The following is a 22,834-nucleotide window of genomic DNA, read 5'->3' on the forward strand; positions in this document are numbered from 1 at the left end:
TCCTCCATACTCAGTCGTGTCACAGAACAGAGTCGAAGGAAGGGTGATGGGAAAAGAAGGAGCGCGACCACCAAAGCTCCCCAAACGAGGGCCGGAGTTAGATGAACCCGTGTTGGCGCGCGGGCTCATCTTACAGGCACGGCTCTGGGCAACATTGCATCCTACAATGTGCCAAGAGGTGCGCGACCATATCGCGTTGCGCGTCATCGAGGAGTTGGGGGCTGCCATGGATTAAGCTCTATATCTCGCGGGCTGCGGCATCGGCTCCGAGCAGATCACACCCCATGTCAGGGGATGTCCTGGAGGGAGTGGTTCCGCCCCACATAAAGAGCGCTGTGAGATCGGTTTGGATGGGGCAGGTTTACGCATCCATTCCGACCGATCCGGGCCTCTACGCTTTGATGAGATGTAACACTGGATAGTTTTTTCATGGATGCCAACAGACCGAGAAATCTCAGCCGTAGGCGCTCCGTTCACGTACATTTCTTGGATACGAGGGCTTAGTTTGCTCCAATTAATGTTTTTCATCTTTTGCCTTTTGACAGGCTCAAAGAAATACCCTTTCTCCCTTAATTTTTTCATTCGATCGGCAAGAGTATTTACGGTTGTCTTTAATTCGATCGCGATGTTTTCAAGTGATAGGCCCTTCTTTCGGAGGGCGTTCACAGCATCAACCCACGCTTGTGTTTCGGAGTATGTCTTTTTCATAACGGCGCTCCTAGAACGGGATTTCATCATCGAGAGGGTCAGCATTACGGCTAGGGGCGGCGTTATTCGCTCCGTAGCGACTGTCCTGATAAGACGTGTTCTGTTGCTGCCTTTGAGGGCTATCCAGCATTACGAGAACGCCGTTGAAACTCTCCAGCGTCACCTCCGTCGTGTAGCGTTCTTGCCCCGACTGATCCGTCCATTTGCGTGTGCGAAGAGCGCCCTCGATGTAAACGTTGCTGCCTTTGCGAAGGAACCGATCCGCCACGTCTGCGAGGCCTTCATTGAAGATCACCACGCGATGCCATTCGGTTTTTTCCCGCTTCTCTCCTGTTTGCTTGTCTTTCCAATTCTCACTCGTGGCGATCGTCAGATTAACAATCTGCTTCCCAGACTGCGTGTTCCGCGTCTCTGGATCACGCCCCAGTCGACCAATGAGCATCACTTTATTGACCGAACCCGCCATTATTCGCCTCCCCAACGTCGAGAGGACACAACAATCGGAGCCAGAACGAGCATTTCAAACAGCAAAATGAGCGCACTAAATGCGAGGAAAGCTTCGAAGGTAGACGATTTAAGCATTGTGATTTCCCCCTTCTTGAGAAGCGGGATTACCCTTCGTGCGAGGGTCGGCTGCAACCGAGTCCTCGCGAGTATGATCAACTGAACAAGAGGATGAAACCGATGACTGATGATTCTCCAACCATGAAAGTAAAACTTCTTTCTTTACGTCGGCAGGGTGAAGATCTTCCCCAAGGCCAAGCAGAAGCGATTTTATCTCTTCACGGACAGTTTGAAGGCGTTGAGTGGTCAGCGCAGCATGTAGTCCGCTTTCCTGAAGCAATACTTCAAGAGCAGCTTCCACACGGGATGAGTAGTCTGACCCGAAGAATTGCTCGACTACAGTTCTTAACGTATCACCGGATGTTCGAATTAAATGTAGGGATTGAGTATTCTTGATAACCCAGCCGTTCGCTAAGGCTACGCAATCAAAGCGTTCTATTAGTTCTTCAGGGCTGGAGATAAACTCAGGAGATGGGGTGTTACGCATGAGCCGCCTCCTTCCGACTGGTAGGGCGGGGGCGGAGAGTATGTGCAATCAGGCTCTCTGACGAAATCTGACGGATGAAATCAAAAACCCTATCACGAGTAGAGCTTCTTAACTCTCTCCCGTTTCTCAAATCAGATACGAGCCTTGGATCGCCAATGGATTTCATTCCGAATGCTGTGGGCGTGATGTTCTCGCGGGCTAAAATAGCCTCCACGATAGGCAACACTGGATCGTGTTTGTGCTCCATAAATAGGAATGTAATAGGAAATATCTTAATTTGCAATAGGATATTTCATATTGGATATTTCCTATTATCTCGGATAAATAGAAAATATGAATTTACTTGATAAGCCGCGTGAAATCCTTTTGAGGCTCATAAAAGAGCATAACACCGATCTAAAAACTGTTTCGGAGCAGGTCGGTAAAAATGCGGCATATCTTCAACAATATATTACGCGTGGTTCACCAAAGACCCTTCATGAGGATACGCGTGATAGGCTTTCTGAAATATTTAACGTCCATCCAGATATATTTAGGTACGGCGAGGAAGGGGAGAGCCTTCCTATTCCATCAAAGCCTTCCAACGTTGGTTCTCTAAACCTACAGATACCGGAACTCGATATTTCTCCCCAAGCAGGCAGCGGCGCTATTATCTCAGATATCGTTGAACACCAGCAGCCAGTTGATCATTGGAGTTTCCCTAAGTCGCTTGTTGGGGCTTTCGTAACTGACCCGTCGAAACTGGCGATTATCCGCGTGGCCGGGGATAGTATGGAGCCAGATTACGTTGCTGGTGACCGAATACTCGTTGATACAGGGCACGTTATTCCATCTCCAGCAGGAGTGTACGTTTTGTGGGATGGGTTAGGCGTTGTCTTAAAGCGCGTTGAAATTGTGATGGGTTCTGATCCTAAAAGAATTAGGATTATGAGCATTAACCCAGCTTACCCTGCTTATGAACTTCTTCTTGATGAAGTGAAAATTAACGGGCGCGTAGTCGGGAAGTGGAATTGGAAGTGAGAATAAACAAATGAGCGATGATAAAGTAAGAATAGGTGGACCTGTTTACGAGCGTAACGCTTATAAAAAAATAGAAATTTTTAATAAGTGGATGGAAATTAAGGGTATTAAGAATGAGTGTCCAGAATGTCGAGGAAAACAATTTAGCCTTATGGGGAAAGATGATGCAAGTACGGTGCTAACTGTAGATAATAAAGTTGAATTTTATGCGACCTATAGCCTAGCGTGTGCTAACTGTGGTTATATAAAAAGTTTTGTGGCTAGCATGATAGAAGAAGGGATTAAGCAGGAAGAGAGCGGCGAACATGAGTGATGAGGTAAAAAATCCATCAAATGTTATACATTTAAATGATTCATTAATTACTACATCTAGGTATAAGGAAAAAGAAACAATTTCAGGTGATGGAGGAGGCGGTGGAATGAGTGACTTACCACGGCGAGTTGGAGTCTTGGAGACTAAGATGGATAAAGTTCAGGAGACACTTTCATCCATCCAGGTGATACTCGCAAAAATAGAGATTAAATTAGAAAATAATGTAGCGACTAAAGATGATTTAATGTCTGTAAGACACGACCTGTCAAAAGATATTTTAGGCACGAAGGCAGATATTTCGTATTTAAAAGGGCGTGTTGAAAGGCTTCCAACTACTGGCACAGTTGTAGGGATAGTCACTATTGTTAGCGCAATATTGGGAGGGCTAATTAAGCTTTTCCATTAAAAATTAGACATGCACGGTGATAAGATAGGAAAAATACAATCAATTATAATTTTCTTATTGACTAGATAGGAATTATCCTATTATATCCTCTCATACCGCACAATGCGGCATGGGAGAAACAAGTGAACGAACTTACAATCCTTAATATAAAAGTCCGTCAAGACGCAGAAGGGCGTTATTGCCTGAATGATTGTCACCGGGCTTCTGGTGTCGAAAATTCCAAACGTCCTAGTTTATGGCTTGAGAATAAGCAGACACAAGAATTAATCGAAGAAATGGCAGGAAAATCCCAAAGCAGGAATTCCTGCTTTGACGGGAAACAGCCAGTTTCTAGGATTAGGGGCGGAAATAACTCGGGTGTGTGGGCATGCAAAGAATTGGTGTACGCCTACGCAATGTGGATCAGCCCAGCTTTCCATTTGCAAGTCATTCGGGCTTTTGATGCGCTTGTGGCCGGAAAGATCACACCACCACAATATGCCATCCCCAAGACCTACGCCGCTGCTCTTCTTGAAGCCGCTCGTCTTGCTGAGGAGAACGAGCAGCACAAAGTGGAAATCGCACTCCAAAAGGCGATGATTGACGAAGCTGCCCCGAAGGTGGTGGCACTCGGCATACTAGCGGCAGCGGAGAGCGACAAAGGCGTGCGCGATGCTGGGCGTGAATTAGAAGTCGGCCAACAATGGGTTTCTGCTTTTGTGCTGGAGCATAAATGGGCGTGCAAAGAAGGACGGAAGTTAAAAGCGGCTCATTATGGGCGGGTGAATGGCTATGTCAGAATGTGTCCTTCTACCTACACGGACAAAGTGACGGGAGAGACGCGGGTAAGAGACGACTTCAAAATCACGCGCAAGGGGATTGATCGTATCGCGCATCACATCGCCAAGCGGAAACTCATGAATGAGCGTCGCAATGAAGAGCGCAGCCTTATGGAGGCGAACTAATGGGCCTTCCCGACAACTTCTCAGACGTTGCCTTTGAGAGTGTCTGGGGGAACGAGCAGACCGATATCATCAATGACATCGAGAGGCTTGAGAAGGAACTTCTGGATCTGAAATGTAAGCTAGAGGATGAAGAGTTAGACGAAGAACCAGACGAAGCTGAAATCGAGAGATTGGAAGCTTTGATTTACAACTGCCAAGAAGAAATCGACGAACTGAAATATTCCCTTGGGTAAGTCCAAGTAAATAGAGGAAATTTTTGAAATGAGTGAAGCAGTCAACGCCCGAAGTGTGTCCAGTGTGTTCGCACAAGACAAAGAATGGCAGCGCATCAAGAATAGGGTTGAGGCGAACAAGAACGGCCTGATCTTTAGCAAGAATATAGGTAATGTTTTTGGCATCAAAACATACTCCCATAATTTGTATGAGGCACAGAACGAACTCCGCGCTCATGAAGCGAAGATTGCCCCAGTCGTAGAAGCACCACAAAGCGGGTTTTTCCATCGCGTTATGGATCGTGTCACGTCCTTTATCGGGTTTGGAGAAGTGGCATGAGCGAGGTCTTAACAAAGGATCTCCGTGATCTGGTGAACATGGAATATGGCAGGATTATTAAACCGGCCATGCAAGTGTTTAACGCAGAGATAACGGCCATTCGATCTGCGAATGATCCAATTTCTGCGGCGGTTAACCTCATCGATGCGTCGGAACGCATTGCAAAACTGATGAAGCACCTCAGCGAAGAATTAAGAACTGCCGTGGCTCAAGAAATGAAAGAGACAGGTCAATTTGAAGTGGAGGGCAAGGGTATTGTTGCATCACTACGCGCTGGGTCAACATCGTCTCAGGTTACGGACGAGAAAGCCTTAAGAGATGCTTACCCCGATCTATTTATTCCACAACCCGACAAGCTGGATAAAGCGCGTTTAACAAAAGCACTGAAAACGATTGGAGCAATACCAGGAGCAGAACTGACAACCTCAAAGGAATTTTCTCTTACTATTCGTAGGGCTTAAAACCATGAGTGCTTTAGCAAAAACCCACCAATCAACAATTCAAATAACAAGCTTTAATGAATTAATGCGTTTTGCTGATGTAGCGGCAAATAGCGGTATGGTTCCGAACAGTTATGCAGGAAAACCGAATGCTGTTTTAATTGCTGTTCAAATGGGGTCTGAATTAGGCTTGGCTCCAATGCAGTCTGTGCAAAATATCGCCGTTATTAATGGCCGTCCGAGTGTGTGGGGCGATGCAATGATTGCGCTGGTTAAAGGATCTTCCGTTTGTGATGATGTTATCGAAACATTTGAGGGAGAAGGCGATCAGTTAACAGCAATATGCGTGGCAAAGCGCAAAGGGAAAGCGCCAGTTGAAGCCCGGTTTAGCATGAAGGATGCGGAAATAGCTGGCCTTAAAAACAAACCGGGGCCATGGAAACAATATCCTAAGCGTATGCTGCAAATGAGAGCGAGAGGCTTTGCGCTAAGGGATGCTTTCCCGGATGTTCTGAAAGGGCTTATTAGTGCTGAGGAGGCTATGGATCTTCCTCAAGATGAAGGCAGAAGCACGGTTATAAATTACTCGGAACCTGCAAGAACCCCTAATAATCTAAAGATCAGTCAAAATAAAGAACAAGACCCTATCCAGTGGTTTAAGGAGAAACTTGCGACCAAGAACACATCCGATGAAGTTCTTAGTTTTGAAGCAGATTGGAAGAAAATAATCCAGAAGCGGGATGAAAAAGGCAATCCGTTCTCTGATGATATCCTAGACGCAGCAAGCGATATGATTGCCGACCGCTATATGGAGTTGAAAAGCAAGGAATCTCAGGAAGTCGAAACCTACGCCCAAGAAGAAATTGAGGAACTCCCAGCATGAGACTTGACGAGCAATTCCGAGATGAGGACGCGCTGTTCTTCCTGCTGCAACAGGTCGCCCGTGACTATGCGGGCAAGCCTTGGGCGAGGGGATTAGAGGCAGATGCAATGGCGCTCCAACGTGAAAGTGGGCGCTTGGTGATGAATAGCTGGGAGTGTGTGCGATGAATGATAGATTAATGGTAATAACTAAAGACCTTCAACCTTCATTTTTTGAAAAAAATGGCGAGGCAGAGCGTGTCGTTAATGAGATTAAAACTTTCGTTTTATCCATTCAGACAGATGCAACAACAGATAAAGGAAGAAAGGAAATTAAATCATTAGCTCATAAAATATCACGCTCCAAAACCTTCTTAGACGATTTAGGAAAAAAACAAAAAGAAGATATTTTAAAACGGTCAAAAATCATTGATTCTGGTCGGAAATATGTGCGCGATAGTTTAGACGTATTGCGTGATGATATTCGCAGGCCAGTTGATGAATACGAAGCAAGAGAAGCAAATCGTGTTGAGCAGCATAGAGACGCAATTAAAGAAATTGAAAGATTGCCAGCCTTTGACAATGAACCAGAAGAGCAACAAGTAAAAAATAGAATTACTAGATTGGGTGAATTAGCGCAGCGTGACTTTGAAGAGTTTTCTACACGCGCTTCTGAGATTTGTGATTCAGTGCGCGATATATTGTTTAAAAATTTGAAAGAGGCAGAACAAAGACGAGTAATCCGAGATGAAGAAAGAAGGGAGCAAGAAGAAAAAGAAAGGATAGAACAAGAACGATTAAAAATAGAGCAAGCAGAAAGAGAAAGGCGTATTGCACAAGAAGCTGAAGAACGTGCTGCTAGTGTTTATAAAATAGAGATAGAAAAAGAGCGCGAAAAAGCAAAACGTGAAATAGAAGAAAGGATACAAAGAGAGAATAGAATAGCAAAAGAAGAGGAGAGGAGAAGGTTAGAAAACATTGAATATAGAAAACAGGTAAACAATGGAATTTTGAATAAGTTCATAAAGTTTGGAATTGCAAATGATAAGGCAAAAGAAATTATCATTGCCATAGCCTCTGGTGAAATTCCAAATGTCAAAATTACTTACTAAGCGGGTGTGCGATGAATACGGATAAGCTGCAAGAACTAAGTTTGGAAAATATGCGTCTCAAGGATGAGGTTAAGGCTCTTAAAGAGAAGCTGCACATGAGCCTTCTCGAAAGCGCTTTGAGAAAAAGTCTTTATAAAAGCGACTTAACCGATGAGTATGAGATGCCTGATGAAGCAGAACTTCGATATTTTATAAGTGAAATGAACAAGGCTGGCTGGTCGTTCGTGCGGGATGAAGTAGCCACAAAGTAATCAAGGAAATTTTTGAAATGATTGAAGCAAACAGCACCCGAAGTGTGTCTGAAGCACGTCTGCACACCGATATTTTAGCCAGCCTGCGCGACTGCCATTTTTACAATGGAGCGCATGAGATTGATGTCGCAGACGTTCTGGAACTCGTGGAAGCGATTAATGATCGTGGGTGGTCATTTATTCGAATGGGAGAGGCGTGATGGGGGAGGTTGTTATCAGGTTAAGTCCAAAAGTATTGGATATTGAAGAAGCTTCCTCTTATTTATCTATTTCTACAGGAGTATTCAGAAAAGAAGTTCTCCCTGAAGTAACGCAAATTAAATTATCTACTCGGCGACGAGGATATCTTGTTTCTGATTTAGATAAATGGCTGGAAAAAAGAACCGGACAGCGCAAAGAAAGCAGTAATCCTTGGGATGATATAATTTGACGACTATTCGCTTACCTTACATCCAAAGGTTTGTAGATAGGCACGGAAAGGTAAGATATTACTTTAGGAAGAAAGGACAAAAACTAATTCCGTTGCCTGATTTAAGATCCCCGGAATTCATGATGGCGTATCAAAATGCGTCATCAGGACAAACCACAGAAAATAATAAAGATGAGACTTTATTACCGAAAGAAAGCCTTCGTGCTGTGATAGAGGATTGGTATAAGACAGCTCACTTTAAGTCTCTCGAAGAAAGCACTAAAGCTGTTTATCGGCGGCTTTTAGAGCGGATGCGAGCAGAGAAATATTCGGAAAATCCTATTGCTCTTATGCAAAGTAAGCATGTTCGTCAGATTATGAATAAATATAATAACTCGCCGACGACAGCAAATCGTATGTTGAGATTGCTATCAATGTTGATGGAGCATGCCATTCATATGGGCGTAGCAGAGAGTAACCCCACAATTGGAGTTCCTCGTATGAGAATAAAGTCCCAGGGTATTCACTCGTGGACAGATATAGAAATTGCTCAATATGAAAAAAAATGGCCCAGTGGGACTAAGGAACGGCTAGCTTTAGCCTTGTTATTATATACCGGCCAAAGACGTAGCGATATTGTGAAGATGGGCAGTCACTCTCTGACTCCACATGGATTATACGTAAAACAGCAGAAGACTAAGACAGAATTATATATTCCTATCCATCCTCTGCTTCAGAAAGAACTTGATTTATGGGAACCCAATAACACAGGAAAATTTTTGGTAACGGATAAAGGGAATCCGATGTCAGTGAATAATTTTTATAATTATTTTATAGAATGGTCTCGTCAGGCAGGTCTGCCACAAGGCTGCAGCCCTCATGGATTGAGAAAAGCCGCCGCCCGTAGATTGGCTGAAGCAGGATGCACAGCCCATCAAATTGCCGCCATTACTGGGCATAAAAGTTTAGCCGAGATAACTCGTTATACTAAAGCGGCAGAGCAGACGGGTTTGGCAAAATTAGCGATGTCAAGGCTTTTAAGTAGTGTCAAACCAGACTGAATAAGTGTCAAACCAAACAAAAAAACGGCGGTAAACTAACGTTTTTAAAAACCTTGGTGGACCCGACGCGATTCGAACGCGTGACCTTTGCCTTCGGAGGGCAACGCTCTATCCAGCTGAGCTACGGGTCCTGCTGCGCATTCAATAAACGGTTCATGAGGCGTTTGCCAAGTCTTTTTTTAATTTGGTTGTGCTGTGGCATTCCAAACAGCAGCCGCAATATCCCCACCAGAGGGTAAAGGTTTTTGAGGAGTGAAAATCCAAGAGATAATATCTTGTGGGATTCGACGCTTATCGCGGCTGAGTAAATGATGCGCCGTAGGAAACTCATCAATACGTGTGCTGGTGGGAAGTCGGTTGATTAAACGTTTGGTATATTGAGGTGTAACAAATTGATCTTGCCCGCCAAAAATCATCAAAACAGGGGGCTTTACATGTGGTGCTTTTTGAAAAGCATTTTTCATTAGTTCGGTTAGGCCATACAGTGGATGGATCGTAGAATTATGCTGGGTCAGTGGGTCGAAATACATGCGACGCATGGCCTTCATATTATCACTGGCGATGCGGTGTCCGGGAACAGATGATCCATCCAGTTTCCAATGAGGGGCGAGGGCATCAATCAGGCTTAAAATCATGCGCCATGGTTGGCCGATATCCAACGCTGCGGGAGCGAGAAGAATTGTGCCAGATAGGAACGGCGGAGGTTGTGTGTCTGTCATCAGTGCAACAGCGCCTCCCATGCTTTCCCCCATGAGATAGAGTGGAAGCGGGGGGTATTGGTTATGTGCCCAGATTAATTCTTCCTGTGTGTCTTTGACCATGCGGTCTGTCGTGCTCCAGTCCTGACTTTTCATGGTTGCGCCAAATCCTCGTTGGTCTGGCGAAACAACGATGATGCCGGCTTGTGAAAGCGGAGGAGCAAAAAACTCCCAAGCATCACGGCTATCTCCAAACCCATGGAGAGCGAGAATAACTGCTTTAGGGGGTACAGACGCTTGATAAATTCGCAAAGGAATAGGCACACCATCAGACATGGTTAGTAATGCATCTGGAGGGATAAGCGCTGTTTCTTCCGATGTAGGATGAAGGTCAATTTTATGCGGTGGCGTACAGGCGCTTAACCACCATAAAAGCGAGAAGAGAGAGGAAAGACGTATCAGGTGGTTTGAAAAGGTGAAGAATGTGCTTATCATAATGAGACTTGAAAAATATCTGCCCCTAGAGGGTGAGAAGGAAGATGTCTGTGCCGTCTGAAACACCGCATTTGGTTTTAGTTGATGGGTCTGGTTTTATATTCAGAGCTTTTCATGCTTTGCCTCCCATGACTAGCCCAGATGGTGTTCCAGTGAATGCCGTATATGGTTTTACGAATATGTTAATGCGTCTGTTGCGTGATCGCGTTGGGACGCATTTAGCCGTTATTTTTGATGCAGGCCGGCAGACGTTTAGGAATGATATTTATCCTCAATATAAGGCGCATCGTCCTGAACCACCAGAGGAGTTGCGCCCACAATTTAGTTTAATACGGGATGCCACGGCGGCATTTAATGTTGCCTCGATTGAAAGCCCCGGTTGGGAAGCCGATGATTTAATTGCGAGTTATGCAAAAGACGTAGTGGAAAAGGGTGGCCGCTGTACGATTGTTTCATCAGATAAGGATTTAATGCAGCTTATTCGACCGGGTGTAGAGTTGCTTGACCCAATGAAGCAAAAGCCCATTCGTGAAGCTGAAGTCGAGGCTAAGTTTGGTGTTAAGCCTGAGAAGGTTGTCGACGTTCAGGCTCTTATGGGAGATTCCACGGATAATGTTCCGGGTGTTCCGGGAATTGGCCCCAAAGGTGCAGCTCAGCTTGTGCAAGAATATGGCAGTTTAGAAGATATTCTGAGTGCAGCACCAAGCATGAAAACATCTAAAAGAAAGCAAAACCTTATCGAGTACGCAGATGCTGCGCGTATGTCTTATAAGTTGGTTTTGTTGGCAGACCATGTTCCTCTTCCTCAAACATTGGAGGACCTGTCTTATCGTGAGCCTGATAAGGATGTTTTGGGCAGTTGGTTAGAAAAGATGGGCTTTTTCTCCACCATTCAGCGTATGGGGCTAGGGGCCGTTGCGCAAGCAAAAGGCAAAACATCTTCTCCTGCTGTTTCGGTCACATCAGAAGATGCAGACCAAGGACAGGTACAACTTTCCGAAGCGCCTTATGGGCCGTATGAGACAGTTACAACTTTTGAGGCTTTGGATCAGTGGATTGCCGCAGCGTTTAAAGTTGGAATTGTTGCAGTTGATACGGAAACAGATAGCTTAAATGCCCGTCAGGCGAACATGGTCGGTCTATCTTTGTCTACCGAGGCGGGGAAGGCGTGTTATGTCCCCTTCCTTCATGAAGGAACGTTGGACCAACCAACGGGGCATCAATTGGATCGGGCAGAAGTGCTTCAGCGGCTAGAACCTCTTTTTGAGGCTGAAAGTGTGTTGAAGATCTTTCAAAATGCGAAATACGACCTTACGGTTTTTAGAAAAGCCGGGGTAAAAAGAATCACTCCTATAGATGATACAATGCTGATCTCATATGCGCAGTCAGCAGGAGAACATGGGCAAGGCCTGGATGAGCTGTCAGAGCTTCATCTTGGGCATACGCCCATTAAATATGATGAGGTGACGGGAACGGGACGTAAGCGTATTCCTTTTGCGCAAGTGCCGTTAGAGCGTGCTACGGAATATGCCGCTGAGGATGCTGATGTCACATTGCGTTTATGGCAGGTTCTGCGCCCTCAATTGCGTGTTAGAAAATCACTCGCCTTATATGAAGAGCTTGAACGGCCTTTAATTCAGGTTCTGACCGATATGGAAGATGTTGGTATTAAAGTCGATGCGACGGAGCTGCGCCGTATGTCAGCAGACTTTGCACAACGCATGGAAGAGATTGAAGGGAATATTCACGCCGAGGTTGGGAGGAGTTTTAACGTAGGGTCTCCCAAACAGCTTGGTGAAATTCTGTTTGATGAGATGCAGCTTCCCGGCGGCAAGAGAACCAAAAGTGGTTCTTGGGGAACGGATTCCTCCGTGTTGGAGCAATTGGCGGAGCAAGGCCATGAGCTACCACAGAAAATTCTGTCTTGGCGGCAGTTGGCCAAGCTGAAATCAACATATGCTGATGCGCTGGTTCAGCAGATGGACCAAGGGACGGAACGTGTTCATACGTCGTTCCAAATGGCGGTTACAACGACGGGGCGTCTATCTTCCAATGAGCCGAATTTGCAGAATATTCCGATCCGCACAGAAGAAGGCGGGCGTATTAGAAAGGCTTTTGTGGCTGCCCCAGGGTGCGTTTTAGTTTCTGCTGATTACAGCCAGATTGAATTACGCCTGTTAGCGCATGTCGCAAAAATTGAACCTCTTTTAGAAGCATTTCGATTAGGGCAAGACATTCACGCACGAACCGCATCCGAAGTGTTTGGTATTCCCTTGGAAGGGATGGATGCTTTAACCAGACGCCGGGCTAAGGCTATTAATTTTGGTATTATTTATGGCATTTCAGCCTATGGCTTAGCGCGTCAGCTTCAGATATCTCCCGGGGAGGCGCGTTCTTATATTGATGCTTATTTTGCACGTTATCCCGGTATTCGGGATTATATGGAACGGACAAAAGAAGAAGCGAAAGAGCATGGATATGTTCTAACCCCATTTGGGCGGCGTTGTTATGTCCCGGGGATTAGAGACAAAAATGGTGCGCGCAGAAGCTATGCAGAGCGCCAAGCAATTAATGCACCTCTGCAAGGAGGTGCGGCTGATATCATTAAACGTGCCATGGTGCGTCTGTCGCACTCGTTACCGAAAACAGATTTAGAAGCACAAATGCTCTTGCAAGTGCATGATGAACTTCTTTTTGAAGTGAAAGAGAAAGATGCAGAAATGCTTTCTTCCTTTGTTAAGAAAGAGATGGAAGCGGCTGCTCATTTGGATGTTGAGCTGAAAGTTGAAACCGGTATTGGTTCAAGCTGGGCAGACGCGCATTAAAATTAGAAAATGAGGTCATGAAAAGCATATGAAAACAGATAATAAGAGAAATATTAAACCGCTTATTGGCTTAATTTTTGCGATTGCTCTCATGTTGGGAGGTATTGTCTTTTATGCCACATCTCACGGTGGGCGAGGCTTATTGGTTCAGTCCAATGGGAATGAAGTAGGAGGGAGCTTTCGCATCGTTTCTTTAGGCGAAAGCGTGGTGACAGAAGGTGACTTCCGTGGCTCATGGATGCTGGTTTGGTTTTTTGATACGAATTGCCCAGATAGCCGTTGTCAGCCCGTTCTTAAGAGTATGGAGCAAGCCTATCAAGTTTTGCATCATCAAGGGGTTAAAGTATCGCCTATTGTCGTTTCGTTTAATCCTTTTGAGGAGGCAGATACGTTGAAAGATTATGTTTTAACCATTGCTCCACACGTTATGCCTTATACCGCAACACCGGATATGACAAAAGCAATGGCGGATGAATTCCATGTGCCATATAAAAAAGAAGGTGACTATTACGAGCCTGCCCCTCGGGTTATAATTATGGACCCTCAAGGACATTATGCAGGGACAGTTGATGCCACAGGAGATGCGCAAGCATTAATTGCACGGCTGCAGCAAATAACTCATAAATAAATGATGTTGAAATATGCTTTCGTATCGCTTGCAATATTATTAGGGACAACGGCTTCCGTTTATGCAGCGGACGTTACCCCGCCGGATTGGAACGGTGTTACACAGGGAAGCGTACATCGAGGTGGAACATTACGTTTGACGTCTGATGGGCCAGGAGGAACGTTGGACCCACAGATTAATTACGGCACGCAATATATGCAGGTGTTCGTTAATGTGTATGACCCTCTTTTGACCTTTCGTCAGGCAGAGGGAGTAGCAGGGCTACAAGTTGTGCCAGATCTGGCTGAGAGTATGCCTTCTGTCAGTGATGACGGTCTAACATGGACGCTGCATCTGCGGCATAATATAAAATTTTCAGATGGATCTTTAGTAACCGTTAAAGATGTTCTCGCTTCTTTTCGGCGTATCTATCTGGCGGGGAGCCCAACGGCAGATTCATTCTACGGTGGTATCGTAGGCGCGCATGACTGCTTAAAAGATGCAATGCATTGTACGTTGCCAGGCGTGCAAGTGGATGCAAAAACAAATACAATTGTTTTTCGATTGGTTCATCCCGATGGTGAGTTTTTATATAAATTAGCATTCCCACATGCAGTTATCTTGCCTGCCCACACGCCTGTTCATGATGTTGGAAATGGGATTATCGCAGGAACAGGTCCATATCGGATTACCGCATATAGCCCTGAACATGGAATGGTTCTTGAGAGGAACCCGTTTTTTCATGTTTGGAATCCACAAGCGCAAACCGATGGTTTTGTTGATAAAATTGAATATCATTTTGGCCTGTCGGATGAAGCGCAGATCTCTGCTGTTGAGCAAGGCCAGTATGATTGGATGTTCGATACAAAACCAGCAGATCGACTGGGGGAAATCGGAGGGAAATATACCTCTCAAGTGCATATAGAGCCATTGAATGGTCTTTATTATTTGGCTCTTAATGTGCATGAAAAACCGTTTTCAGATTTACGTGTGCGTCAAGCCGTCAATTTGGCGGTAAGCCGTCATGCTATGGCTATTTTATTTGGTGGAGATGCAATAGCCGAGCCGTTGTGTCAGATGGTTCCGCATGGGATTGCCGGTGCTGATTTGGGAGAGGTGTGTTCCTCCTCTTCAGATATGAAGCACGCAAAAGAGCTTATTCATGAAGCCGGAGTAGAAGGGGCAGAGGTAACGCTGATTGTCCCTAACCGTGCGGTAGAGTTAGGTATGGGAACATATTTAAGAAATATTTTGCAGCAACTAGGATTTAAAGCAAATTTACGGCCAATAACAGCGGGGTTGGTTGATTCGTACGAGCAAAATACAAACAATCATGTGCAGGCTGCTTTAGCAGCATGGTATGCTGATTATCCATCTGCATCAACATTTCTAGATGATCTGTTTGGATGTGATAATTATCATCCTCAAACATCTGTATCCCCTAATATTACAGGGTTTTGTGATGCACATATTCAACGTTTGTTTGAACAAGCCAAATCCAGCTTAGATTTAGAGAAAGCAGCTGTTTTGTGGAAAGAAGCAGGCCAAGGTATCATGAAGCAATTACCGGGCGTGCCATTAATTCAGATCAGAATGGTTGATTTTGTTTCAAAGAGATTGGGGAATTATTACTCAACAGAGTTAAATCATATGTCTTTTTCACATGTGTGGGTTCAATAAGGAAAAGCGGGATTTCTCCCGCTTTTGTTTTTAAAGACCGATATCAGAACGAAAGATTTTATCGTCCCATTCAATGATCTCAGCCCCTTGGTAGGCTAGATTGCGTGCTTCATGTAAGTTTGGCGCGATGGCGCAAACAGTTAACACTCGGCCGCCATTGGCAAGAATGTCATTATTGACTTTCTTCGTTCCTGCATGAAAAACATGAACGTTAGGAAGTGCTTCGGCTTTTTCGATGTCGCGAATAATACCACCTTTTCGAGGTTCATCAGGGTATCCTTTGGCCGCAAGAACCAAGGATATAGCAACATCATCAGAAAATTCGGCATGTGCGTTATCAAGGTTGCCTTCTGCTACTCCAGCGAGAATAGGCAGTAAGTCTGATTTTAAACGCAGCAGTAAAGCTTGTGCTTCTGGGTCTCCAAAACGCACGTTGTACTCAATGAGTTTAGGGCCTTCTTCGGTCAGCATTAACCCTGCGAAAATGACACCACGGAAAGGCGTTCCCCTGCGAGCCATTTCTGCGAGCATAGGGCGAACGGTTAGGTCTAATGCTTTTTCTTGAGCGGTTTTATCAAAGTTAGGTGGTGGAGAGATCGCCCCCATCCCGCCCGTATTGGGGCCTTTGTCGCCATCGCTTAGACGTTTATGATCACGGGCAGCACCAATGAGAACTGCTTTTTCATCAGAGCAGAAAGCAAAAAGAGAGACTTCTTCCCCGACTAAACATTCTTCAATAACGAGGGGCATCCCCAGGTGTCGAATAGCGGTTTCAGCCTCTTCAACGCTTTGAGCAACAACCACTCCTTTTCCTGCGGCCAAACCATCAGCTTTTACAACGATTGGTGCCCCACGGCGGCGCACAAATTCTAAAGCTGCGTCTTCATCTTCAAAACGTTCCCAACGAGCAGTCGGTATTTTGGCAGCATCTGCAACTTCTTTGGTAAACGCTTTGCTTCCTTCCAAAAGGGCTGCGGCTTTTGTCGGTCCTGCGCATGGAATGCCGTGGGCTATGCAGGCATCGGCTAACCCTGCCACGAGTGGAGCTTCTGGACCGGGAACGATCAGGTCAATATGATTTTCTGATGCGAAAGAAACCAGCCCCTGCACATCATCGGCCTGAAGAGGAACAAGAGTTGCGATGTTTTCAATCCCCGGATTGCCGGGAGCAACATAGAGCTTGGAAAGCTGAGGGGATTTGGCAAGGCTTGCTGCTAAAGCGTGTTCACGCCCTCCAGAGCCGACAAGTAAAACACGCATGGGGTTCATTCCTTCTTCATAAATGTGATTTCCTGCTTAAGCAGGGTTTCCTGATGAATGTGCCTAGCATACACTGAACGGATGATGGAGAGAGAAGACGTGTCAATCCGTGCAAATGTACCGCAATATTCTGTTTCTGAGATTTCTGGGGCGATTAAAAGAACGCTTGAAAGTGGTTTTGGTCGCGTTCGTGTGCGTGGAGAAATAACAGAACTTAAGAAATATCCGTCAGGGCATGTGTATCTCTCTCTGAAAGATGAAGGCGGGAAAATTTCAGGTGTTATTTGGCGAGGAAGTGTTTCCCGTCTTGGAATGGTACCGGAAAATGGAAATGAAGTAATCGCCACTGGGAAGGTATCTTCTTATGGTGAAAGATCAAGTTATCAGCTGATTATAGATCGGATGGAGTTTGCTGGTGAAGGCGCTTTGCTGGCTAAAATTGAGCAGCTTAGACGTAAATTATTGGAAGAAGGACTTTTCGCACCTGAGTTAAAGAAGCCTATTCCTTTTTTACCATCATTGGTGGGGGTCATTACATCACGTGCTGGTGCCGTTTTGCATGATATTCAAACCACAATTGCAAGACGCTTTCCAAGGAATGTGTTGCTCTGGCCTGTGGCCGTGCAGGGAGAGGGGGCGGCCGCTCAGATTGTGGCTGCAATTGAGGGCATCACACGCGTAAAGCCGCAGCCTGATGTTATTATTGTGGCGCGTGGTGGTGGCTCTTTAGAAGATTTGATGGCGTTTAATGATGAACGCGTTATTCGTGCGGTTGCGCAATGTCCCATTCCGATTATCTCTGCGGTGGGGCATGAAACGGATACAACGTTGATAGACCTTGTGTCGGATCGAAGGGCACCAACACCAACAGCTGCGGCTGAAATGGCTGTGCCTTTGCGTTCTGAACTGGTCGCTGATTTGGCGCATCGGAATGCACGCTTAGCGGGTGGGTTAAGTCGAGTAGTTCAAGTTGCAAAAGGAAGACTTGAGCAAGCTGGGGCTGGTCTGCCTGATCTCCCGTCGTTGTTGGAAACAGCGCGCATGCGTTTGGATGATCGAAGCCAACGTCTGGAGCTGGCGTTGCCAAGCTTTGTGTTGCGCATGCGCAATCAACTTGAGGCCCCTAACAAAAGGTTACCTGTATTTGACTTAATACTTTCTCGTCGGCAGCATCATTTAAATACGTTGAGTGTCGCTTTCGATACATCATGGCAGCGCTTATTTCAGAAATATTCATTAATAGTTGAACGCCAGCGCTTGTCTCCTGATGTATTAAAATCAGCCATTTATTTGCAAAAAGTACGCGTTGAAGGAGTAAGCAAACATTTAGAGGCCGTTTCGCCATTAGCTATTTTAAGCCGAGGATATGTTCTCGTGCAGGATAGTAAAGGCCAGCCGATGACGAGTTCTCATGCACAACCCGTGAATGGGCGCGTAATTTTGTCTTTTTCTGATGGTAAACGTGGTGCAAAGTTGGATAATGTTACACATCAAGAAGATCTTGGATTATAGTTTTTACTGAGAAATAAAGATCTGAAAGAAGCATGGAGTTGATATGCGTTCACGTGGCTTAGGGGTGATGATTCTTTCTCTATCGTTATTAGCAGCTTGCTCGGGAGAGCCTCCTGTGACAGCACCTGTCGTCAATCAAGGAGCCCACCCTAAAATACCAGTGCAAAACTTTGCGCCAGGTTTGGCCGATGAGGTTGCAACTACTGCTCCGCAGCAGCCTTTGAATGATCCATCCGCTCCATTAACAACACCTCTTTGTGGTACAGCTTTACATGAAGTTAATCAGGTTGGGGCGATCATTTATCCCCAAGGTTTAGCAACAACAACATCTTCTTGTGCTCAAAATGCGTGTTTTGAACCTTTGACAGGTACTTTTATAGCCGCTGATGGCAATAGAAGCGTCTGCCGATAAGTTTCTTTTAAAGAGCATATAAGAAAAAACCCGGGATTTACCCGGGTTTTTTTGTTTTATCGTTTCCACCAGCCGACGCGTCTTTTGGTCGGAGCCTGCTCGTCTATATTCACAGGTTGTAAGTTATTGTTGTCATCGACAGGCAAAGTATCACTTGCTTTTGTACGAGATGATTTTGCAGGGCGCCGTGGGCGTTTAGTCTTTGCAGGTGTGGTTTCTGCCCCTTGGTGCTCTGCGGTGGTGTCGCCGTACGATGACGAAACATGAGTGGCACCATCATCGTGATGGGATTTTTGACGTGAGTTCCGCCGGCGTGATGGGCGCTTAGGTGCGGGTTCGGCTCTTTCTAAGAAAGGCTGTTCTTGTTCAGAATCAAAGTAAGACGAGCCGTAATTTACATCATCTGAATTCGTATCGTGATGTGGTGCTTCAGAAGAGGCATTGAAGTGTTGAGAAGAAACAGGGGTTTTTGCTTGTTCTGTTTCTGCTTGTTCAATTACTTCAAAGATATCGAAGCTACCTCCAAAGGGATCCGCAGGGGTTGGCCCATTGTAGTTGCGTTGTTCAGACCGATAGTTGTCTCGATCACGAGAGAAGCGGTCGTTGCGATCACGCCTGTTAGTGTTGTTATTATTATAGCGAGCAGGTTGAGGTGCTTGTCTATTTTCCGTCGGCTCTCTGTGATCGGTAGAGGCATGTGCTTGATTATCAGGTTGGGAACGTTTGAAACGTGTCCGCCTACGACCGGGCACTAAGCCTGTTTCCTCATTATGTCGAACGTCAGAAATGGCTTCTTGCTGAGGGGCAGAACGTTCATTGTTTATCAATTTTTGCTCAAAATGTTCGTCTTGCTGATTGTCATAATCGCGACGGTTATTGGGGCGACGGCGTCTGCGTCTACGGCGATTATTATCGTAATTATCATCATCCATTTGTCGATGATCCTCATGTTGAGATGATATGTCCGCCGGGTGAGAGGTGGTTTCGTCTGTGGCGGTAGGCAAAGGTGCTGGAGGCGCAACATTTTCAATAATTTCAATGTTACGCACATGATGTGGTGCAGGGGCTTCTATTTGAGGTGCTGAATTTTGAGGTTTTAAGCGTTCAATTTTCATTTCAGATGCGGGAAGGTCTGAATCTGTTTTGAAGATAACATGCATCCGATGGCGTTGTTCTATGTCAGACAACCAACTACGCTTATAGTTGAGGATATAAAGGGCAATATTGGAGCTGATATGAACCTCAATTTCAGAGGCACGCTGACGGTTGCCCTCTTCATCAATGGCTCTAAGAACATGTAAAGCAGAACTCTCTGTGCCTCGAATGAAGCCTGTTCCCTGACAATGAGGGCAAGCACTTAGCAACGCTTCAGTGATGGAAGGGCGTAGTCTTTGACGAGACATTTCGAGCAAGCCAAAATGTGATATACGTCCAATTTGGATACGCGCACGGTCACATTTAAGCGCTTCTTTAAGGCGTTTTTCGACTTGAGAGTTATGGCGCCGGCTTTCCATGTCAATAAAGTCAATGACAATCAAACCCGCAAGGTCACGCAGACGCAATTGACGCGCTACTTCATCTGCTGCTTCTAGGTTTGTACGAAGAGCCGTTTCCTCGATATTGCGTTGAGATGTTGATTTACCTGAGTTGACATCAATCGAAACGAGCGCTTCAGTTTGATTGATAACCAAGTATCCGCCCGAACTTAACCGTGCTGTTGGAGAGAACATCGCATCCAGATGCCCTTCAACATTGTAACGGGCAAAAAGACTTTGCCCCCGGTTTTGCCAAAGCTTCACTTTACCCGTGTTGTGCGGCATTAAAAGGCGCATAAACTCACGCGCACTTTTCCAAGCATTTTCACCATCTACATAGATGTCATCAATGTCTTTGGAGAAAAGGTCCCGAATAGCACGCTTAATCAGATTGGCTTCTTCATAAACGAGTGCAGGGGCAACAGAGGATAGCGCATGTGAGCGGATATCATCCCAGAGCTGAAGCAGATATTCACAATCTCGGATAATTTCAGGGCTTGGGTGGCCAGCGCCTGCCGTGCGAACAATCATGGCCATTGTTTTGGGGAGTTCTAACTCGGCAATGAGGTCCCGTAAGCGCCGGCGATCAGCATCAGATGTAATTTTGCGAGAGACACCACCGCCGCGCAGGGCATTCGGCATCAGGACGCAATAACGCCCTGCTAGTGAAATATAGGTTGTAAGGGCTGCGCCTTTATTACCGCGTTCTTCTTTGACAACTTGAACTAAAAGAACCTGTCGACGGCGGATCACTTCCTGAATTTTGTAGTTGCGTAGAAAGCGTGCGGTCCGGCGGGACGTAAAATTGTCCTCTCCCGTATCATGCTCACCACCTACGGTTTCAGGAGGCTGATGATCGTCCTGATTTTCATCGTCAGCTTCTAGAGTGGGGGACGCCTCGTCCTCTTCCGCTGCGGCACGCTCATTGCGTCGTTCGACTGCAAGTTCTTCTTCTTCCTGCTGTAAGGCGAGCAGTTTTTCGCGATCGGCGATAGGGATCTGAAAATAGTCTGGGTGAATTTCGCTGAAAGCAAGAAACCCGTGCCTATTCCCACCATATTCAACGAAAGCCGCCTGTAAGCTCGGCTCTACACGAATTACTTTTGCAAGGTAAATATTACCTTTGAGTTGTTTGCGTGTTGATGTCTCAACATCGTAATCTTCAACACGGTCACCGTCCATGACCACAACGCGGGTTTCTTCCGCGTGTGTGGTATCGATAAGCATACGCTTGTTCATGGAAAATTGATCTCCACGATGTTCCTAAACAGCTCATTTGGCCAGAGGAATCATCTTTTTTCATTTTGTATAAGGGTGATGGGGGGAATAAAAACCAAGCTTTCGCGATAGTGGAAAAATGGGCTCCACTTATCGTTACGCGTTTGGTTGTAATCACGTGTTGTGACATTCGACCCCTGAGTAATATTCTGGCCCAATATAAATGAGGCGCCAGATAAACGCATTTCAGCCAGATGAACTGAGGCTGAATTGAAAATAGCTTCGTTGAACCACACGATCAGGACGTGGCGATATGAAAATTTAAGCTCACGTCAAACAATGATGCAGGACAACTGGATATGAACGCGATGGACTGTCAGAACGTTCCTTTTCTTCTGACAATAAGCCAACACTCATTAATCCTTACTTTAATAAAATGACTTAAAGATGACAGGATGGCAAGCAAGACTTGCACAGTTTAAAAAGATAAAGATTCAACGAGCCTTTGACAGGTTGGTGCGTTTAAGGTTCAGTCTTTGTAAAAGTAAGGGGCCGGAAGGGAAATAAATGCTGACGAGACGCAAGATAATAGGAGGGTTAGCGGGCTGTTCTGTAATTTCTCCGGTAGATGTATTGGCTCGTCCCAAGTCGCATATTTTACACGCTCCTGCCGTACATCGGAATACGCCTGCGCCCAAACCTCTGATCATGCTTGACCCCGGGCATGGTGGAAAAGATCCGGGAGCTATTGGTGTTTCTGGAACGTATGAGAAACATATTTCAGAAGCAGCAGCGACAGAATTATATCGTCAATTAATGGCGTCAGGAAAATATCGTGTTGCCATGACGCGTTCGGAAGACCGGTTTATTCCACTTGAAGGCCGAGTGGAGTTAGCGCAAAAACATCAGGCTCAGCTATTTATTTCGATGCATGCGGATGCGCTACATGACTCTGCGGTAAGGGGAGCGAGTGTTTACACGCTATCCAGTGGCGCATCCGATGCTCAAACCGCGGCTTTGGCTCAACGTGAAAATAGTGCGGATCGTTTTGAAGGTCCTGCCTTTCATGGAATGTCACCAGACGTACAACAAATTCTGGCTAGTCTTGTGTCAGAAGAAACGCGACGGGGCTCGGCGCATATGGCAGCGAGCGTTGTTGGGGCATTTAAAAATCGGATTGGCTTGTTGAATCATCCATCGCGGCATGCTGCTTTTGTTGTTTTAAAATCTGCCGAAATTCCATCTGTGTTGGTTGAAATGGGCTTTATGTCCAATCATTTGGATGAAGAGGCTTTAAGGCGGGCAGAGCATCGAGGGCATGTTGTCACTGCGATGCAATTGGCGATTGATCGTTACTTTGCAACGCAGCCAAGGGTGGTTTCTGGTTAGATTTAAAGATTGTTTGTAAGGTTTTTTCTCTTTTGGGTTGCGTTCAAGATGAAAATCAGACATTTTCCTGACATA

General features: G+C 45.7%; 27 protein-coding genes and 1 tRNA gene. 20 read left to right on the forward strand and 8 right to left on the reverse strand.

Annotated elements, in window-relative coordinates; all coding sequences use genetic code 11:
- Positions 1–16 precede the first annotated feature (16 nt).
- Positions 17–235, forward strand: a complete 219-nt coding sequence (locus E3D00_RS07550; RefSeq protein WP_141461378.1) for a hypothetical protein — start codon at positions 17–19, stop codon at positions 233–235.
- On the opposite strand, the gene E3D00_RS07555 is transcribed toward E3D00_RS07550, so the two are convergent.
- From E3D00_RS07555 to E3D00_RS10590, 4 genes are all read right to left on the reverse strand, one after another.
- On the reverse strand, positions 232–708 hold the full coding sequence (locus E3D00_RS07555) for a helix-turn-helix domain-containing protein (RefSeq protein WP_141461380.1): 477 nt from the start codon (positions 706–708) through the stop codon (positions 232–234). The genes E3D00_RS07550 and E3D00_RS07555 overlap by 4 nt on opposite strands.
- A 10-nt stretch (positions 709–718) precedes the next feature.
- Entirely contained in the window at positions 719–1,174 is a 456-nt protein-coding gene (gene ssb, locus E3D00_RS07560) for a single-stranded DNA-binding protein (protein ID WP_141462425.1), read from the reverse strand.
- Positions 1,175–1,282: 108 nt separating this feature from the next.
- Entirely contained in the window at positions 1,283–1,759 is a 477-nt protein-coding gene (locus tag E3D00_RS07565; protein WP_141461381.1) for a hypothetical protein, read from the reverse strand.
- The gene (locus E3D00_RS10590; RefSeq protein WP_141461383.1) at positions 1,752–2,006 is read right to left on the reverse strand and encodes a hypothetical protein; all 255 of its coding nucleotides are present in this window, start codon (positions 2,004–2,006) and stop codon (positions 1,752–1,754) included. The genes E3D00_RS07565 and E3D00_RS10590 overlap by 8 nt, the downstream gene beginning before the upstream one ends.
- An 86-nt stretch (positions 2,007–2,092) precedes the next feature.
- Here E3D00_RS10590 and E3D00_RS07575 point away from each other — a divergent pair, with 86 nt between their 5' ends.
- The 13 genes from E3D00_RS07575 to E3D00_RS07635 all read left to right on the forward strand — a co-directional run bounded on the left by E3D00_RS07575 (position 2,093) and on the right by E3D00_RS07635 (position 9,128).
- Complete coding sequence (locus tag E3D00_RS07575) at positions 2,093–2,779, forward strand: S24 family peptidase (protein WP_141461385.1); 687 nt, start codon at positions 2,093–2,095, stop codon at positions 2,777–2,779.
- A gap of 10 nt (positions 2,780–2,789) precedes the next feature.
- Positions 2,790–3,092, forward strand: coding sequence for a hypothetical protein (locus E3D00_RS07580; RefSeq protein WP_141461387.1), 303 nt, complete (start codon positions 2,790–2,792; stop codon positions 3,090–3,092).
- On the forward strand, positions 3,085–3,498 hold the full coding sequence (locus E3D00_RS07585; protein ID WP_141461389.1) for a hypothetical protein: 414 nt from the start codon (positions 3,085–3,087) through the stop codon (positions 3,496–3,498). Before E3D00_RS07580 ends, E3D00_RS07585 begins: the two co-directional genes overlap by 8 nt.
- Before the next feature lie 122 nt (positions 3,499–3,620).
- The gene (locus E3D00_RS10550) at positions 3,621–4,442 is read left to right on the forward strand and encodes a KilA-N domain-containing protein (protein WP_181441949.1); all 822 of its coding nucleotides are present in this window, start codon (positions 3,621–3,623) and stop codon (positions 4,440–4,442) included.
- Positions 4,442–4,675, forward strand: a complete 234-nt coding sequence (locus E3D00_RS07595; RefSeq protein ID WP_141461391.1) for a hypothetical protein — start codon at positions 4,442–4,444, stop codon at positions 4,673–4,675. Before E3D00_RS10550 ends, E3D00_RS07595 begins: the two co-directional genes overlap by 1 nt.
- Positions 4,676–4,703: 28 nt before the next feature.
- Entirely contained in the window at positions 4,704–4,994 is a 291-nt protein-coding gene (locus E3D00_RS07600) for a hypothetical protein (protein ID WP_141461393.1), read from the forward strand.
- The gene (locus E3D00_RS07605; protein ID WP_141461395.1) at positions 4,991–5,455 is read left to right on the forward strand and encodes a siphovirus Gp157 family protein; all 465 of its coding nucleotides are present in this window, start codon (positions 4,991–4,993) and stop codon (positions 5,453–5,455) included. The genes E3D00_RS07600 and E3D00_RS07605 overlap by 4 nt, the downstream gene beginning before the upstream one ends.
- A 4-nt stretch (positions 5,456–5,459) precedes the next feature.
- The gene (locus E3D00_RS07610) at positions 5,460–6,317 is read left to right on the forward strand and encodes a recombinase RecT (protein WP_141461397.1); all 858 of its coding nucleotides are present in this window, start codon (positions 5,460–5,462) and stop codon (positions 6,315–6,317) included.
- 163 nt (positions 6,318–6,480) lie between these two features.
- Positions 6,481–7,407: a hypothetical protein gene (locus E3D00_RS07615; protein WP_141461399.1), complete on the forward strand. Its 927-nt coding sequence runs from the start codon at positions 6,481–6,483 to the stop codon at positions 7,405–7,407.
- Positions 7,408–7,418: 11 nt separating this feature from the next.
- The gene (locus tag E3D00_RS07620; RefSeq protein ID WP_141461401.1) at positions 7,419–7,658 is read left to right on the forward strand and encodes a hypothetical protein; all 240 of its coding nucleotides are present in this window, start codon (positions 7,419–7,421) and stop codon (positions 7,656–7,658) included.
- A 17-nt stretch (positions 7,659–7,675) separates the two neighbouring features.
- The gene (locus E3D00_RS07625) at positions 7,676–7,858 is read left to right on the forward strand and encodes a hypothetical protein (RefSeq protein WP_141461403.1); all 183 of its coding nucleotides are present in this window, start codon (positions 7,676–7,678) and stop codon (positions 7,856–7,858) included.
- A complete protein-coding gene (locus tag E3D00_RS07630) occupies positions 7,858–8,088 on the forward strand; it encodes a helix-turn-helix transcriptional regulator (protein WP_141461405.1) in 231 nt (76 codons plus the stop codon). Before E3D00_RS07625 ends, E3D00_RS07630 begins: the two co-directional genes overlap by 1 nt.
- A 119-nt stretch (positions 8,089–8,207) precedes the next feature.
- Complete coding sequence (locus E3D00_RS07635; RefSeq protein ID WP_246091398.1) at positions 8,208–9,128, forward strand: tyrosine-type recombinase/integrase; 921 nt, start codon at positions 8,208–8,210, stop codon at positions 9,126–9,128.
- A gap of 54 nt (positions 9,129–9,182) precedes the next feature.
- Here the strand turns inward: E3D00_RS07635 and E3D00_RS07640 are convergent.
- Together E3D00_RS07640 and E3D00_RS07645 are read right to left on the reverse strand one after the other, a co-directional pair.
- A tRNA-Arg gene (locus E3D00_RS07640) sits at positions 9,183–9,259 on the reverse strand.
- Positions 9,260–9,307: 48 nt separating this feature from the next.
- Positions 9,308–10,321 (reverse strand): alpha/beta hydrolase, encoded by a 1,014-nt coding sequence (locus E3D00_RS07645; protein ID WP_141461407.1) that lies wholly within the window; start codon positions 10,319–10,321, stop codon positions 9,308–9,310.
- 44 nt (positions 10,322–10,365) lie between these two features.
- On the opposite strand from E3D00_RS07645, the gene polA reads away from it, so the two are divergent.
- The 3 genes from polA to E3D00_RS07660 are packed head-to-tail and all read left to right on the forward strand — an operon-like array spanning position 10,366 to position 15,433.
- Positions 10,366–13,146: a DNA polymerase I gene (polA, locus tag E3D00_RS07650; protein WP_181441950.1), complete on the forward strand. Its 2,781-nt coding sequence runs from the start codon at positions 10,366–10,368 to the stop codon at positions 13,144–13,146.
- Between the two features lie 28 nt (positions 13,147–13,174).
- Positions 13,175–13,774 carry an SCO family protein gene (locus tag E3D00_RS07655; protein WP_141461409.1) on the forward strand — a complete coding sequence of 200 codons (600 nt, stop codon included), beginning with the start codon at positions 13,175–13,177 and terminating at the stop codon, positions 13,772–13,774.
- A complete protein-coding gene (locus E3D00_RS07660) occupies positions 13,775–15,433 on the forward strand; it encodes an ABC transporter substrate-binding protein (protein ID WP_141461411.1) in 1,659 nt (552 codons plus the stop codon).
- Positions 15,434–15,463: 30 nt separating this feature from the next.
- Here E3D00_RS07660 and purD read toward each other — a convergent pair whose 3' ends face one another.
- Positions 15,464–16,693, reverse strand: coding sequence for a phosphoribosylamine--glycine ligase (gene purD / locus E3D00_RS07665; RefSeq protein WP_141461413.1), 1,230 nt, complete (start codon positions 16,691–16,693; stop codon positions 15,464–15,466).
- An 81-nt stretch (positions 16,694–16,774) separates the two neighbouring features.
- Here purD and xseA point away from each other — a divergent pair, with 81 nt between their 5' ends.
- Both xseA and E3D00_RS07675 read left to right on the forward strand, forming a co-directional pair.
- Positions 16,775–18,205 carry an exodeoxyribonuclease VII large subunit gene (gene xseA, locus E3D00_RS07670; protein ID WP_141462428.1) on the forward strand — a complete coding sequence of 477 codons (1,431 nt, stop codon included), beginning with the start codon at positions 16,775–16,777 and terminating at the stop codon, positions 18,203–18,205.
- A gap of 43 nt (positions 18,206–18,248) precedes the next feature.
- A complete protein-coding gene (locus E3D00_RS07675; protein ID WP_141461415.1) occupies positions 18,249–18,617 on the forward strand; it encodes a hypothetical protein in 369 nt (122 codons plus the stop codon).
- 56 nt (positions 18,618–18,673) lie between these two features.
- On the opposite strand, the gene E3D00_RS07680 is transcribed toward E3D00_RS07675, so the two are convergent.
- On the reverse strand, positions 18,674–21,391 hold the full coding sequence (locus tag E3D00_RS07680; RefSeq protein WP_141461417.1) for an Rne/Rng family ribonuclease: 2,718 nt from the start codon (positions 21,389–21,391) through the stop codon (positions 18,674–18,676).
- Between the two features lie 546 nt (positions 21,392–21,937).
- Between E3D00_RS07680 and E3D00_RS07685 the strand changes: the two genes are divergently transcribed.
- A complete protein-coding gene (locus E3D00_RS07685; RefSeq protein WP_141461419.1) occupies positions 21,938–22,759 on the forward strand; it encodes an N-acetylmuramoyl-L-alanine amidase family protein in 822 nt (273 codons plus the stop codon).
- Positions 22,760–22,834: the final 75 nt, after the last annotated feature.

Origin of the sequence: Swingsia samuiensis (assembly GCF_006542355.1) — a bacterium.
Classification (GTDB): Bacteria; Pseudomonadota; Alphaproteobacteria; order Acetobacterales; family Acetobacteraceae; genus Gluconobacter; species Gluconobacter samuiensis.